Source organism: Phenylobacterium sp., from assembly GCF_041691455.1.
Lineage (GTDB): Bacteria > Pseudomonadota > Alphaproteobacteria > Caulobacterales > Caulobacteraceae > Phenylobacterium.
Map to the genome: position 1 here is coordinate 13113 of NZ_JBEPUO010000013.1, position 14666 is coordinate 27778.

Below are 14666 nucleotides of genomic sequence, written 5' to 3' on the forward strand. Positions count from 1 at the left end.
TTTTGTCATGCGCCCCGGCCCGCCTCCAGCCCGCAACAAAGTTGACGCTGGCGTCACCTTGCGATCTATACAATGCTAAAATCGCAGGAGGACGCATCATGGCGGACGGCAATCTGGCGAACCTCGCCCAGGCTCGGGAAGAGGCGTACGCGACGCCGCTGGCGGACCTCAACCCGGCCCAGCCGGCGCTCTTCCAGGCCGACGCCATGTGGCCGATCTTCGATCGCCTGCGCGCCGAGGACCCGATCCACTACACGCGCGAACACGAGTTCGGGCCCTACTGGTCGATCACCAAGTACAACGACATCATGGCGGTGGACACCAACCACCAGCAGTTCTCGTCGGACTTCATGAAGGGCGGGATCACCATCGCCGGCGGCCAGGCCGACATGGACCCGCTGCCGATGTTCATCGCCATGGACCCGCCCAAGCACGACGTGCAGCGCAAGACGGTGAGCCCGGCGGTCTCGCCGATGAACCTGCACACCATGGAGCCGCTGATCCGTGAGCGGGCCGCCGCGATCCTCGACTCGCTGCCGATCGGCGAGGAGTTCGACTGGGTGGACCTGGTCTCGAAGGAGCTCACGGGCATGACGCTCGCGACGCTGTTCGACATGCCGCAGGAAGACCGCCGCCAGCTGGTCTACTGGTCTGACGTGGTCACCGCCGCGCCCGGCCAGGGCCTGATCGACACGATCGAACAGAAAATGCAGATCTTCGTCGAGTACCACGCCTATTTCACGAAACTGTGGAACGAGCGGGTCAACGCGCCGCCGCAGGGCGACCTGATCTCGATGCTGGCGCACGGCGAGGCCACCCGGAATATGGAGCCCCGCGAGTTCTTCGGAAACATCGTGCTGCTCACCGTCGGCGGCAACGACACGACGCGCAACACCATCTCCGGCTCGATCCTGGCGCTGAACCAGAACCCCGACCAGTACGCCAAGCTGAGGGCCAATCCGGGCCTCATCCCCTCGATGGTCTCCGAGACGATCCGCTGGCAGACGCCGCTCGCGCACATGCGCCGCACCGCCGTCGAGGACGTCGAGATCGGCGGCAAGACCATCCGCGCCGGCGAGAAGGTGGTCATGTGGTACGTCTCGGGCAACCGCGACGAAGAGGTGATCGACAATCCGAACGCCTACATCATCGACCGCGAGCGGCCGCGCACCCACATCTCCTTCGGCTTCGGCATCCATCGCTGCGTCGGCAATCGCCTCGCCGAACTGCAGCTCAAGGTGATCTGGGAAGAGATCCTCAAACGCTTCCCGACCATCGAGGTCACGGGCGAGCCCAAGCGCGTCTATTCGACCTTCGTGAAGGGCTATGAGCGGATGAACGTGGTCATCCCCACGCGGACCTGACGATGGATGCGAAGACGGCGATCGGGGCTGCGGTCGACGCGATGTACGCCATGGTCTCCGGCCCCGCGGGCCCCCGCGACTGGTCACGGCAGTGGGAGGTTTTCCACGAAGACGCGCGCCAGATGCGCACCGGCGTCGACGGCGCGGGAACGCCCTGGATCAAGATCATGGACCCAGCGTCCTACACCGCCGACACCGCGCCGTTCTTCGCGGCCACGCCGTTCTTCGAGGTGGAGATCGCCCGCCGGATCGACCTCCTGGGGAACATGGCCCACGTCTGGAGCCTCTACGAGGCCCGCAACGCGCCGGACGACGCGACCCCGGAGCGCCGTGGGATCAACTCGATCCAGCTCTACAACGACGGCCAGAAGGGCTGGCGGATCATCTCGATGATCTGGGACAACGAAAGGCCCGGCGTGGCGGCCGAGCGCTTCTAGCGATCGTCCGGCGTTTCGCGCACGCGGACGATCAGCGACTGGCTGGCGGTGGCCATCAGCTCCCCGTCCTGGGCGAACAGGTACATCGCCCCGTGGCCGAAGCCGCCGTGCACGCCGAGAATGCGGATGTCGCAGAGCACCCATTCGGTGGGCACGATCCGGCGGATGCGCAGCGTGTTGTCGAGGCTGTTGCCGCCGGCGTTCTTGCCGAGCGCATTGCCGATGCCGGACGGCACGTGGTCGGCCATGACCGCCAGCATCGGGGCGTCGATGGCGAAGCGCTCGCGCGGCCGGATCCACAGCAGCGAGCGGCCGTCGTGCTCCGGCTTGCCGGCCCGGTCGCCGCCGTAATGGCCCTTGACCACTCGCACCTCGATGCGGCTGTGCAGGCCGGTGTCGGCGCCGCGCCAATGCTCGCCCGGCTCGCAGTCCTCCGGGCGGGGCGCGCCCGGCATGGTCAGCCACTGCTCGGAAATCTCGCTCGGCCGCGCGCCCAGGGCGGCGTTGACCGTGAAGATCTCCTTGTCGCCGACGTGGCCGATGACGCGAGCCTGGCTGTTGTACTTGCCGGCGGCGGGCACCCAGACGTCGAGGTCCACGACGCTCGGCGGGCGGGCGTAGGAGAGGTATTGGGCGGTCGCCCAGATCAGCGGCCGGCCGGTGGTGCCCTCCATGGCCGCGATGGCAGAAGCCAGACCGACGCCGCCGAACATGAACATCTCGCCCGGCCGGCCCACACAGACGTCCGGGGTCAGCGGCATGAACCAGCGGTGCGGGTTGTGCGTGGCGCGCAGGTCGAAGAACAACCGATCCATGCCGCTCTCATGACCCCGTCGCAGGCGTGTTCGCAAGCCCGCAGAATGGCCTATATGGAGGCCATGGCTCTCAAGACCGTCAAAGCCCTGCACCCGGCCGGCCGCGATGATATCGGCGACCTCGTTACCCGCCGCCCCGTGCCGGCGCCAGGCCTGGAGCAGGTCGACCCGTTCCTGTTCCTGAACCACCACGGCCCGCAGACCTATGGGCCGAACAACGCAGGCCTGCCCTTCGGACCCCACCCGCACCGCGGCTTCGAGACCGTGACCTTCATCCTGGACGGCGAACTGGCGCACCGCGATTCCGCGGGCCACGAGAGCATCATCAAGGCCGGCGGCGTGCAGTGGATGACCGCGGGCTCGGGCCTGATCCACGCCGAGGTCTCGCCTGACGATTTCATGAAGACGGGCGGTCCCCTGGAGCTGCTGCAGCTCTGGGTGAACCTGCCCGCCCGGCTGAAGATGAACCCGCCGCGCTATGTGGGACTGCAGGTCGATCAGATTCCGGTCGTCACCGCCGACAGCGGCGCAGCGGCCATTCACCTGATCTCGGGGACCTGGGGCGGCCACACCGGCCCGATCTCCTCGCTGACCGGGGTCTTCATGACCACCATCGACCTCAAGGCCGGCGGCAGGGCGGGCTTCGGCTCGCTCGCGGGCCGCAACGTCTTTCTCTACGTGATCTCCGGCGAGGTGAAGGTGAACGGCATCGCCGCCACCGCCTGGCATTTGGCCGAGCTCGACCTTGAGGGCGACACCGTGGAGATGGAGGCCGCCGAGAACTCGCAGGTGCTGTTCGGTCACGCCGAGCCGATCGGCGAGCCGGTCTTCGCCCATGGGCCGTTCGTCATGAACACCCGCGAGGAGATCGTCGAGGCGATCCGCGACTACAACGCCGGCCGCTTCGCCAACGTCAGCGCGGTCTAGGCGGAATAGGCCGGCTTCAGTCCGGGCGTGGGCCAGCGCACCTTGCCGATGCGGCCCGAGCCGGACAGCGTCAGCCAGACGTCGCGCATGTCCTTGCCGCCGAACGCCAGGTTGGTGGTCCACAGGTCGTTGGACTGGATGAATTCCACGCCGCCGGCCTTGTCGAAGATGCTGATCCCGCCCGCGAACAGCGTGCAGACGCAGACCCGCCCGTCGGCCTGCACCTTCAGGCTGTCGGCGTAGGTGCGGCCGGCAAGCTTTCCCTGCTCACCGTCCGGCGGATAGGAGGTCGAGGGGCCGAGCACGCCGGGGCCGGCGATGTCCCAGGTCCAGAGTCGGGGCGTCTCGCTGACGTGCAGCTGCCTGCCGTCGGGCGAGATGCCGATGCCGTTGGCCTGGCGCAGGCCGCCCTTCACCTGGCGCACATGCTTGCCGTCGGCGGTGGCGTAGTAGATGCCGCCGTCGCCCGGGGTCTTGCCGATGTCGCTGATCCACATCCCGCCGTGGCGATCGAAGACCAGGTCGTCGAGCGCCACGAACTTCCTACCGTCGCAGGCGTCGTAGAGGGTTCTGAACTTTCCGGTCTTGAGGTCCAGCCGCTGGATCGACCCGCCGAGCATCGCGCCCGGCGCGGGCTCGCCCGAGACGTTCACTCCATCTCGCATCCGGAAGCCGAACCGGCCGCCGTTGTTGGCGATGTAGAGCGCCCCGTCGGGCCCGATCGCCAGGCCGTTGGGTCCGCCCTCGAGCTGCGCCACGACGCTGACCTTGCCGTCAGCGGAGAGCCGGCTGACCGTCTTGCGCTGGATCTCCACGAACAGCAGCGAGCCATCGCGCATGGCCACCGGACCCTCCGGGAACTGCAGGCCTTCGGCGACGATGGTGATCGGCAAGGTCGGCGGCGGCAGCGGCGGGCGTGGGGCGGGCGCGGGCTGGGCTACCCCCCGGCCGGCGAGACCGATCAGCGGCAGGGCGGCGAGCAGTCTTCGGCGATCCATGGTCTTCCCTCTCAGCCGCGCAGGGCGGCGGAAATCGCGGCAAGCCCGGCGCTCAAATCCTCGGCGGTCGGCCAGCCGTAGCCGACGCGGAAGTAGCGGTCCGGCATCTCGAACCAGTGGCCCGGCCCGACATAGGCCCCGTGGTCTTCCAGCAGCCGGCGGTAGAAGGCGTCCGTCCCGACCGCCGGCTCGGCCTTCATGCGCGGGAAGCAGACCACGCCGCCGCTCGGCCGCACCCATTCGAGCCGGTCCTCGCCGGCCATCCAGTCGCTGACCAGCGCCAGGCGCCGGCGCATCTCGGCGAGGCGTGGCGCGAGGATCGCCTCGCGGTTTTCCATCACCTGCTCGGCCACCCATTCGTCCATGACGCTGCCGCAGATGCTGATCTGCTCGCTGGCCGCCAGGAATACCTCCTGCAGCGCGGGGTCCTGGGTGATCAGCCAGCCGATCCGGATGCCCGGCACGCCATAGGCCTTGGAGAGCGACGAGACGCTGATCACATGCTTGCCCAGGGAGGCGGCCTGCGGCAGGCGGCCCTCGTACGACAGGTCCCGATAGGTCTCGTCGACCAGGAGGCGGCAGCCGTGGCGCGCCGCGAGGTCGACGAGCGCGCGCAACTCGGCTTCGCTCAGCATCACCCCGGTCGGATTGTGCGGACAGGTGACGCTGATGATCCTGGTGGCCGGCTTCAGGGCCGCGGCGACCTGGTCGATGTCGATCCGGAAGCCGTCCTCGAAGCTGAGGTCGATGTGGGTGGTCTCGCAGCCGATGGCCCGCGGCGTCTCCAGGTTGGTGGCGTAGTTCGGCCGGATGACGACGAGGTGGTCGGCCGGCCCCAGCAGAGAGGTCGCGATGATGAAGAGCGCGCCCGCGGCGCCCGTGGTGACCAGCACGTCGGCGGCGGTGAGCCCGCTCCCCTCCTCGGCGATCAGCTCGCGAAGCCGTTCGCGGCCGCGGTGCTCGCCATAGAGCAGCGGCATGTCGGGAATGGTCAGGCCGAGGTCGGAGAGCCGCTGGTCGGCGACCGAGCTTTCCGACAGGTTGAAACGGATGCGCGCGTAGCCGTACTCCTCCGGCGACTCCACCTCGATCGGCATTCGGACGTAGCGCAAAGGATCGGTTCCTAGTTGCGGGTGAAGACCGGGTCGCGGCGTTCGCGGAAAGCGGCCACCGCAGCCTTGTGGTCAGCGGACTTGCGCAGGATCCGCAGCTCCGGCGCTTGCATGGCGTTGGCCTCCTCCGGCGACAGATCCGGCGCGCGGTTGGCGGTGCGCTTGGTGGCCTCGACCGACAGCGGGGCGCGGCTGGCGATCCGTTCGGCGAGCACGATGGCGGCCTCGCGCAGATGGTCGGGCGCATGCAGGCCGGTGACCAAGCCATAGCGCTCCGCCGTCTCGGCGTCGTGCGGCAGGCCGGTGAGCAGCATTGCCTTGGCGCGGGACACCCCGATCAGCCGCGGAAGGCGGTAGGTCGAGGCCATCAGCCCGACATTGACCCCGGCGCAGACGAACTTCGCCTCGGTGGAGGCCAGCCGGATGTCGCAGCAGAGCGCCAGCTCGAAGCCGCCGCCGACGCACCAGCCGTTGACCGCCGCGACCACCGGCACGCGGGTCGCCTCCAGCCGGTCCAGCAGCCGCCCGAACCCTGCCAGGTCCTCACCGCCGGGGCCCGTGTTCTTCAGGTCGTCGCCGGAGCAGAAGGCGCGGCCCTTGCCGGTGACGATCAGGCAGCGGAGCGCGTCGTCGGCCTCCACCTGGTCGAGCGCCGCCATGAAGGTCTGGCGCATCTCGACGCCCAGCGGGTTCATCGGCGGGTTGTCGATTTCCAGCAGGACGACGGCGCTGCTGATCGGCTGGACGTGAACGGCGCCGCTCGGGTTTGTCATTGGGCGACCTCCTGGCGCTCGACCGCCGCCGCGCCCTCGGTGATCAGGGCCTCGATCTCGTCGGGACTGAACCCGGCCTCGAACAGCACCTCGCGGGTGTGTTCGCCGACCTCGGCCGGGCCGGTGCGCAGTTCGACCGGCGTGCCGTGCAACTTGATAGGCGTCCGCACGAACCGGCGGCCCGCCACCTCGGCCAGGAGCCCCCTCGCCTTCACCTGCGGATCGTCCCAGGCCTGCGCGATGGTGTTGAGCGGCCCGGCCGGCACGCCGACGGCCTCCAGCCTGGCCATCCAGTTGGCGGTCGTGTCGCCGGCCAGAATCCCCTCGATCCGCGCCTGCAGGGCGTCGCGGTTCTTTACCCGGCGGTTGGGGCGGTCGAAGCCCTCCTCCTCTGCGAGGCCCGGCCGGCCCAGCGCCTCGCAGAAGCGGACCCAGAGCCGCTGGTTGTTGACGCCCACCACCATGTGCCCGTCGGCGGTCTTCAGCGCCTCGTAGGGCGCGGCGAGCCGATGGCGCGTGCCCTTGCGCTTGGCGACCTCGCCGGTGGTCAGGAAGAGACCGCTTTCCCAGATCGTGTAGGCGAGCGCCGATTCCAGCAGCGAGGTCTCGACATGCTGGCCCCGGCCGGTCGTGTGGCGGCTCTGCAGGGCGGCCAGCACGCCCACGGCGCCGAACACCCCGGCATTGAGGTCCGACAGCGGAACCCCGGCCGCGCAGGGGACCTCGCTCCCCTCCTCGCCGGTGAAGCTCATGATGCCGCTCATCGCCTGGGCAATCAGGTCGAAGCCGCCGCGGTCGCGGTAGGGTCCGTCGAGCCCGAAGCCCGACACCGAACAGTAGATCAGCCGCGGATTGAGCTTGGAGAGCCGCCCATAGCCCAGCCCGATGCGGTCAAGGGACCCGGGCCGGTAGTTCTCCACGAAGACGTCCGCCGTCTCGGCCAGCCGGCGCAGGGCCGCCGCGCCGGCTTCGGTGGTGAGGTCGAGCGCGATGGCGCGTTTGTTGCGGTTGACGAAGTCGAAGGCGCGGAAGGCCGCGCCCGGATGGCCCCGCGTGGTCTCACCGGCCGGCGGCTCGATCTTGACCACGTCGGCGCCCAGGTCGGCCAGCACCATGGAACAGTAGGCGCCGGCGATGACGTGGGTGCAGTCCAGCACCTTCAGGCCCGAGAGCGCGGACATGGTTTGCCTCCTGCTTTCCGCGCCTTACGGCTAGTAATTCACGCGTTGGGTTATCGCGCCGTCGACGATCATGTTGACGCCGGTGGTGAAGGCCGAGCGCGGGCTGGCCAGGAACACCGCCGCCGCCGCGATCTCCTCCGGCGTCGCCATGCGCCCGGTCGGGTTGCGCTTGATCATCTGGTCGAAGAAGCCCGGCATATTGGCCTTCACATTGCCCCAGACCCCGCCCTCGAAGAACACCGTGCCGGGCGAGACCACGTTGCAGCGCACCTTGCCGGCCGCGTTCTGCCGCGCCACGCCCTTGGCGAAGTGGATCAGGGCCGCCTTCATCGCGCCATAGGCCGACGGGTTGTCCGAGTTCACCGACGACACCGAGGAGATGATGATGAAGGCCGCGTCGCCGGTCTTGGCGGCCGCCGCGGTCAGGAAGGGCTTGGCGGCCTCCCAGGTGCGCACCGCGCCCAGCATGTCGATGTCGAACATCGCCTGCCAGTCGGCCTCGGCGTTACCCTGCGCCAGGGCGCTGGCGTTGGAGACCAGGACGTCGATGCCGCCCAGGGTTTCGCCGGCCTTGGCGACGAAGGCCTGCAGCGCCGGCCCGTCGGCGATGTCCACGACGTCGCCCCAGGCCTTGACGCCCTTGGCCTCCAGCGCCTTGACCGTCTCGGCGATCTGCGCGGCGTTGCGGGCGCAGACGGCGACGTTGGCGCCCTCGTCGGCGAAGGTCTCGGCGATGGCCCGGCCGATGCCGCGCGTCCCGCCGGTCACCACCGCCGTCTTGCCCTTCAATTGCAGGTCCATCGCCGTCCCCTCGTCTTATGATCTTGCTTCAGGCCATGAACAGCGAGCCGAACCGCTCGCGCAACAGGTTCTTCTGCACCTTGCCCATGGCGTTGCGCGGCAGGTCGTCGACGAAGACGATGCGCTTGGGCGACTTATAGGGCGCGAGCTGCGCGCGGCAGGCCGCGATCAGCGCAGCCTCGTCGCCGGCCCCGATGACCACGGCGACCACGCCCTCTCCGAAGTCCGGATGCGGCACGCCAACCACCGCGCTCTCGGTGACGCCGGCCATCTCGTCGAGCACCAGCTCGATCTCCTTGGGGTAGACGTTGTAGCCGCCGGAGATGATCAGGTCCTTGGCCCGGCCTGAAATCCAGACCCGGCCGTCGGCATCCTGACGGCCCACGTCGCCGGTGATGAAGAAGCCGTCGGCGGTGAATTCCTCGGCGGTCTTCTCCGGCATCCGCCAGTAGGCCGAAAAGACGCTGGGCCCGCGGATCTCGATGACTCCGGTCGCCTCGCCGCCGCCGATCCGCAGCTCCACGCCCGGCAAGGGATAGCCGACGCTGCCCGGGATGCGCTCGCCTGTCAGCGGATTTGAGGTGATGATCACCGCCTCGCTCATGCCGTAGCGTTCCAGGATGCGCATTCCGGTGCGCTGCTCGAACTCGGCGAAGGTGGATTCCAGCAGCGGCGCTGAGCCGGAGATGAAGAGCCGCATGTGGGCCGCCATCTCGCCGCTGAACCCCGGATTTGCCAGGAGGCGGGTGTAGAAGGTCGGGACCCCCATCATCACGGTGGACCTGGCCAGCCCCGCCAGCACCTGGGCGTCATCGAACTTCGGCAGCCAGACCATCGGCGCGCCGGAAAGAAAGGCGCAGTGCAGCGCCACGAAGAGGCCGTGAACGTGGAAGATCGGCAAGGCGTGCAACAGCACGTCGCCGGGGGTGAAGCCCCAGATCTCATGCAGGGCGACGGCGTTGGCGGCGAGGTTCCCATGGCTCAGCATCGCGCCCTTGGAGCGACCCGTCGTGCCGGAGGTGTAGATCAGCGAGGCGAGGTCGCCGTCGGCGCGCGGGACGGCGGCGGCCAGGGGCTCGGCGGTCCGCGCCTCGGCCACGAACGCCGCCGGATCGGTGAGGAACAGGCGCGGCTCGGCGTCGCCCAGGAAATAGTCCACCTCGGCGGGCGTGTAGGCGGCGTTCAGCGGCAGGAAGACCGCGCCGGCCTTCAGGACGCCCAGATAGGTCATCACCCCTTCGACCGACTTCTCCGCCTGCAGCGCGACCCGGTCGCCAGGCTCGACGCCGCGCGCGATCAGATGACCGGCGACCTGGGCGGCGCCGGACTCGAGCTCGCCGTAGCTCACGGCCGAGCCGTCGCCGAGCAAGAAGGCGGGCTTGTCGCGGTCTATCGGGAAGCCGCCCGCCAGCAGATCGTAGAGGTTCGCCATGCTGAAGTCTTATGGGCCGCGGGCGGCGGACGCCAGCCGGTGGTCGGCGACCAGATCGTCGATGATCCGTCGGCACTGATCGGCCCCCTGCGGGTTCGCGCCCGGCAGGGCGGCCAGGACGATCAGGGCCTTCCACAGGGTCCAGCCGCGGCCGCGCGCCCAGGCGCCTGCGTCCAGCGGAAGCGCGGCGCGGAAGGCCGCCCGGCTCTCCCCTTCGAAAAAGGTCCAGGCGATGGCCAGGTCACAGGCCGGATCGCCCACCGCCGAACACCCGAAGTCGATCACCGCGCTGAGCCGTCCGCCTGTGACGAGCAGGTTCCCGGCCGCGATGTCGCCGTGCACCCACACCGGCGGCGCGCTCCAGGCGCTCGACAGCGCGGCCTCCCAGACCTCGGTCGCCGCGGCGGCGTCGATACGCTGGCCGAGCACCGCGATCGCCTGGTGGGTTTCAGCGTCGTAGGCGCCCAGCGGTCCGCCTCGCCAGAAGCTGTGCGGGCCCGCGGGCGGGCCGTCGGTGGCGTCGATCCGCTGCAGGGCCGTCAGGAATTCGCCCAGCCCGGTCGCGAACCGCGGGAGATCGTCGATAAGCTCGACCGTGGCCGTCCGGCCCTCGATCCATCGATAGACCGACCACGGCCAGCGGTAGCCCTCACCCGGCGCGCCCATGGCGAGCGGCTCGGGGATCGCCAGCGGCAGATGCGGCGCGAGGCTCGGCAGCCAGCGCTGCTCCTTCTCCACCTGGGCGGCGTAGCGGGCCGCGCTGGGCAGGCGCACCGCCATGTCCTCGCCCAGGTGAAAGGTCCGGTTGTCCCAACCGCCCTCGGCGACCGGCCGGATGGGCAGATCCGCCCACTGCGGGAACTGGGCGGCGACCAGCCGCCCGGCGAGCGCGGCGTCGATCTCCATCCCGGTGTTCAGGCCCTGGCCGCCGGCTTCCAGGCCTCGAGCAGCGCCGCCTCGCGCAGCGGAGCGAGGCCCGCCCGCAACTTGGCCTGCCGCTCGGCGGGCTGCTGCAGGAACCAGGCGAGGGTGTCGGCGGCGGTCACCGGCAGCGGGCGATAGGTCAGGCCGGCGCGCAGGGCCTTGGAAATGTCGCGGCGCGCGAAGCCGGCGGTCTCGCCCTGGCCGGGCACCCAAACGGGCTGGTCGGTCCAGGCCTGAACCTTCAGGTCATCGAGGAACTTCGTCGAGACCCAGGTCAGCTTGGGCTCCACGTGGACGCCCTGCGCTATGCCCGCCAGCATCTGGCGCATGGTCATCGGACGCGCCGGACCCGTGCCGTTGAAGACGCCTGTCGTCCGCGACTCCGCCATGCGGATCACCCATTCGGCGAGATCGCGCGAATCCACGAACTGCACGGGGTCATTGCCATCGCCGGGCGCCAGGATCTCGCCGCCGCGCGACAGCCGCACGGGCCAATAGGTGAAGCGGTCGGTCTCGTCGCCGGGCCCGGTGATCAGCCCGGGCCGGATGACGGTCACCGCGCCCTCGCCGAACTGGCGCCGCGCCTCGGCCTCGCTCACCGCCTTCAGCGGTCCGTAGAGTTCCGGGTGTGCCTTCAGGGTCTCGGCGGTCTCGGCCATCGGGTCCGCGCCCTTGTAGGGCGCCACAGCCGCCGTCTCGTCGGCCGGTTTGTCGTTCTTGGCATAGGCCGAGATCGTCGAGATGAAGATGTACTGCTTCACCTTGCCCTTCAGCACCTGGCCGGCGTCGCACACCCAGAACGGCAGGGTCGTCGGATTGTCGATACAGACGTCCCACGTGCGGCCCTGCAGGGATTTCAGGTCGCCGGTGTTGCGGTCGCCGAGCAGCTCCTCGACGTGGCCCGGCCACTCCTGGGGCTGCTTGCCGCGGTTGAAGATCGTCACCTCATGGCCGCGGGCGAGCGCATAGCGGACCTCGTGGGGACCGATGAAGCCGGTGCCGCCAAGGATCAGGATACGCAGCTTCGTCTTCGCCTTGGGCGTCGCGGCCGCGCGGGCCCGGGGCGCCGTGGCCAGCACCAGGCCGGCGGCCGCCGAGAGGCTCAGATAGTCGCGTCGGGTCGTCATACCGCTCCCTCCCCTGTCCCGGTCTCAACCGGTGTTTCGCAAGCCTGCCGCTACGCCGTTGATGGTCAGGTGGATGCCTTCCTGCACCGCCTCGTCCGCGTCGCCGCGGCGGCGGCGTCGGATCAGCTCGATCTGCAGGTGATTCAGCGGGTCGATATAGGGCAGGCGTGAGCGGATGGCGGCGGCGAGGTCCGGGTTCTTGTCGAGCAGGGCCGACTGGCCGGTGATCGCCAGCAGCGCCTCGTTGGTGCGCTCCCACTCGGCCTTGATCTGGCCGAAGACCTGGTCGGCGAGCGCCTTGTCCTCGACGAGGCCCGCGTAGCGCCCGGCGATGGCCATGTCGCCCTTGGCCAGCACCATCTCCATGTTGGCGAGCGCCGAGGAGAAGAACGGCCAGGTCTCGTGCAGCTCTGCGAGCGCCTCGATCGGCACGCCCGCGTCGCGCACCGCCGAGCCGAAGCCGTACCAGCCCGGCAGCATGGTCCGCGACTGCGACCAGGAGAACACCCACGGAATGGCCCGCAGGCCCCCGATGCTGGGGGTCGCCTGCCGCGAGGTCGGCCGGCTGCCGATATTCAGGTCGGCGATCTCGGTGATCGGGGTGGCGCCATAGAAGTAGTCGACGAAGCCCGGGGTCTCGTGGACCAGGGCGCGATAGGCCGCCATCGAGCCCCGCGACAGGGCCTCCATCGCCTGGGCGTGCGGCTCGGTGACCACGGAGTCGGCCTCGCCGCGGAACGAGGCCAGCACGACGCCGGCGGTGAGCGTCTCCAGGCTCTGCCGGGCCAGCTCCGGGTCGGCGTATTTGTTGGCCACCACCTCGCCCTGTTCGGTGATGCGGATGCGGCCGTTCACCGTGCCGCCCGGCTGGGCCAGGATCGCCTCGAAGCTGGAGCCGCCGCCGCGGCCCACCGCCCCGCCCCGGCCGTGGAAGAGCTGTAGCCTCAGGCCCTCGTCGCGGGCCACGCGGCCGAGCGCCCGGGAGGTCTGGTAGAGCTCCCAGGTCGAGGTCAGGTAGCTGCCGTCCTTGTTGCTATCCGAATAGCCGATCATCACCTCCTGCAGGCCGATCGGCTCGACAAGTTTCCGGATCAGCGGCAGGGCGAGATAGGCCTTCAGGGTCTCGGGCGCCGCGCGCAGGTCGCCGATGGTCTCGAACAGCGGTTCGGCGAAGACCTGGGTGCTTGGGCGCTTCTGGGGCGGATCGCCCGGCGCGAACAGCCCCACCTCCTTCAGCAGCAGATAGACCTCCAGCAGGTCGGAGACCGACTGGGTGTTCGACACGATATAGGCGCGGATGGAGTCCTTGCCGTAGAGCCGCTTCACCTCGGCCGCGGCGCTCAGCACGCCGTATTCGCGCACCGTCTCCTCGCTGTAGTCGGCGAAAGGCGAGTGGAGCAGCCGGCCGTGGCCGAGCTCGGCGATCAGCAGGTCGCAACGTTGCGCCTCGTCCAGCGCCTCGTAGTCCGCGCAGACGCCCGCCACTTTCATCAGCTCGGCCACGGTGCGGGCGTGCACGGAGGAATTCTGGCGCAGGTCGAGACGCGCCAGGTGGAAGCCGAAGGTGTCCACCGCCCGGATCAGGTCCGGCAACGGGCCGTGGGCGAAGGTCTGGCCGTGCTTGGCGATCAGGCTCGCCAGCACCGTCTCCAGGTCCGCTTTCAGTGCATCGGGGCTGTCGTAGGGTTCGGCCACCGCGGCGGGCGGGCGCGGCGCCGCTTCGCCGGTCAGGCGCTGGTAGGACGCGGCCAGGCGAGCGTAGACGCCCGTCAGGGCCTGGCGATAGGGCTCGTCGGCCCGGTGCGGCGAGGCGTCGTGGGCCGCGTCGGCGAGCGCCTGGAGCTCCGGCGTCACCGCCGCCAGCCGCGCTGACATGGAAAGCTCCGCGCCGAGGGCGTGGATGTCCTCGAGATAAGTCCGGAGCGCGGCCTGCGACTGACGCGCCATGGCCTGGCGCAGCACCTCGGCGGTGACGAAGGGATTGCCGTCCCGATCGCCGCCGACCCAGGACCCGACCCGCAGGAAGCTGTTCAGGTCCTTCGGTTCGCCCAGCACCTCCAGCCAGTGGGCGTAGAGGCGGGGCAACTCGGGCAGGAAGCTGCGCTCGAAATAGGAGACGGCGTTCTCGATCTCGTCGCCGACGCCGAGCTTCACCGAGCGCAGCAGGCGCGTACGCCAGAAGATCGAGACCTGCCGCATCAGCTCTCGCTCGATGCTCGCCCGCTCGGCCTCGGTGCGGGCGTGGTCGAAGGCATCGAGGTCGTCGGCGATGGCGCCGACCCGATCGAGCACGCTCTTGCGGCGCACTTCGCTCGGGTGGGCGGTGATCACTGGGGCGATGAGGGCGCCGCGCAGGAGCTCGATCACCGCATCCTGGCCGACGCCTTCGGCCTTCAGTGTGCGGAGCGCGCCGGCCAGCGTGTCCGGCCGGCTGTCCCCGCCCCGGCCGCGGCCGCGCTGGATCTGGTCCTCGGCGATGTTGGTGATCTGCAGGAAGCAGGCGAAGGAATGGGCGAACCGCACCGTGTCGGGCAGGCTGAGGCCTTCCAGCCGCCCGGCCATCAGCTTCGCGGCCTTAGGCGTACCCTCGCGATGGAAGGCCACCGAGGCCTGCCGGATCTCCTCGATCTGGCTGAACACAGCCTCGCCGTCCTCGGCGCGGATCACGTCGCCCAACACCCGGCCGAGGAAGCGGATGGTGGCGCGGAGCCGGTCGGGAAGCGAGGTCGCCATGCCTTGAGGAAAAGCCACAGCGAGGCGCGCGCGTCATCTGGT

At 69.6% G+C, this 14666-nt stretch carries 13 protein-coding genes; 3 read left to right on the top strand and 10 right to left on the bottom strand.

Going from position 1 to position 14666, the window contains the following annotated elements; genetic code table 11:
- Positions 1-98 precede the first annotated feature (98 nt).
- Both ACESMY_RS15155 and ACESMY_RS15160 read left to right on the top strand, forming a co-directional pair.
- Positions 99-1364 (top strand): cytochrome P450, encoded by a 1266-nt coding sequence (locus tag ACESMY_RS15155; RefSeq protein WP_372785444.1) that lies wholly within the window; start codon positions 99-101, stop codon positions 1362-1364.
- A gap of 2 nt (positions 1365-1366) precedes the next feature.
- Positions 1367-1801 (top strand): hypothetical protein, encoded by a 435-nt coding sequence (locus ACESMY_RS15160; RefSeq protein ID WP_372785445.1) that lies wholly within the window; start codon positions 1367-1369, stop codon positions 1799-1801.
- On the opposite strand, the gene ACESMY_RS15165 is transcribed toward ACESMY_RS15160, so the two are convergent.
- Positions 1798-2616, bottom strand: coding sequence for an acyl-CoA thioesterase (locus ACESMY_RS15165; protein ID WP_372785446.1), 819 nt, complete (start codon positions 2614-2616; stop codon positions 1798-1800). The two genes, ACESMY_RS15160 and ACESMY_RS15165, sit on opposite strands and share 4 nt — an antisense overlap.
- A 63-nt stretch (positions 2617-2679) precedes the next feature.
- On the opposite strand from ACESMY_RS15165, the gene ACESMY_RS15170 reads away from it, so the two are divergent.
- The gene (locus tag ACESMY_RS15170; protein WP_372785447.1) at positions 2680-3543 is read left to right on the top strand and encodes a pirin family protein; all 864 of its coding nucleotides are present in this window, start codon (positions 2680-2682) and stop codon (positions 3541-3543) included.
- Here the strand turns inward: ACESMY_RS15170 and ACESMY_RS15175 are convergent.
- Genes ACESMY_RS15175 through ppc form a run of 9 tightly spaced genes read right to left on the bottom strand, consistent with a single transcriptional unit; the run spans position 3540 to position 14624 of the window.
- On the bottom strand, positions 3540-4541 hold the full coding sequence (locus ACESMY_RS15175) for an SMP-30/gluconolactonase/LRE family protein (RefSeq protein ID WP_372785448.1): 1002 nt from the start codon (positions 4539-4541) through the stop codon (positions 3540-3542). The genes ACESMY_RS15170 and ACESMY_RS15175 overlap by 4 nt on opposite strands.
- Positions 4542-4552: 11 nt before the next feature.
- Positions 4553-5653, bottom strand: a complete 1101-nt coding sequence (locus ACESMY_RS15180) for an aminotransferase class I/II-fold pyridoxal phosphate-dependent enzyme (protein ID WP_372785449.1) — start codon at positions 5651-5653, stop codon at positions 4553-4555.
- An 11-nt stretch (positions 5654-5664) separates the two neighbouring features.
- Positions 5665-6426 carry an enoyl-CoA hydratase/isomerase family protein gene (locus ACESMY_RS15185; RefSeq protein WP_372785450.1) on the bottom strand — a complete coding sequence of 254 codons (762 nt, stop codon included), beginning with the start codon at positions 6424-6426 and terminating at the stop codon, positions 5665-5667.
- Positions 6423-7607 (bottom strand): CaiB/BaiF CoA transferase family protein, encoded by a 1185-nt coding sequence (locus tag ACESMY_RS15190; protein WP_372785451.1) that lies wholly within the window; start codon positions 7605-7607, stop codon positions 6423-6425. Before ACESMY_RS15190 ends, ACESMY_RS15185 begins: the two co-directional genes overlap by 4 nt.
- A gap of 30 nt (positions 7608-7637) precedes the next feature.
- Positions 7638-8408: an SDR family NAD(P)-dependent oxidoreductase gene (locus tag ACESMY_RS15195; protein ID WP_372785452.1), complete on the bottom strand. Its 771-nt coding sequence runs from the start codon at positions 8406-8408 to the stop codon at positions 7638-7640.
- Positions 8409-8436: 28 nt separating this feature from the next.
- Entirely contained in the window at positions 8437-9840 is a 1404-nt protein-coding gene (locus ACESMY_RS15200; RefSeq protein ID WP_372785453.1) for an AMP-binding protein, read from the bottom strand.
- Between the two features lie 9 nt (positions 9841-9849).
- Complete coding sequence (locus ACESMY_RS15205; protein WP_372785454.1) at positions 9850-10746, bottom strand: aminoglycoside phosphotransferase family protein; 897 nt, start codon at positions 10744-10746, stop codon at positions 9850-9852.
- Positions 10747-10754: 8 nt separating this feature from the next.
- Entirely contained in the window at positions 10755-11891 is a 1137-nt protein-coding gene (locus ACESMY_RS15210; protein ID WP_372785455.1) for an NAD-dependent epimerase/dehydratase family protein, read from the bottom strand.
- A gap of 24 nt (positions 11892-11915) precedes the next feature.
- Positions 11916-14624, bottom strand: coding sequence for a phosphoenolpyruvate carboxylase (ppc, locus tag ACESMY_RS15215; protein WP_372785456.1), 2709 nt, complete (start codon positions 14622-14624; stop codon positions 11916-11918).
- Positions 14625-14666 lie beyond the last annotated feature (42 nt).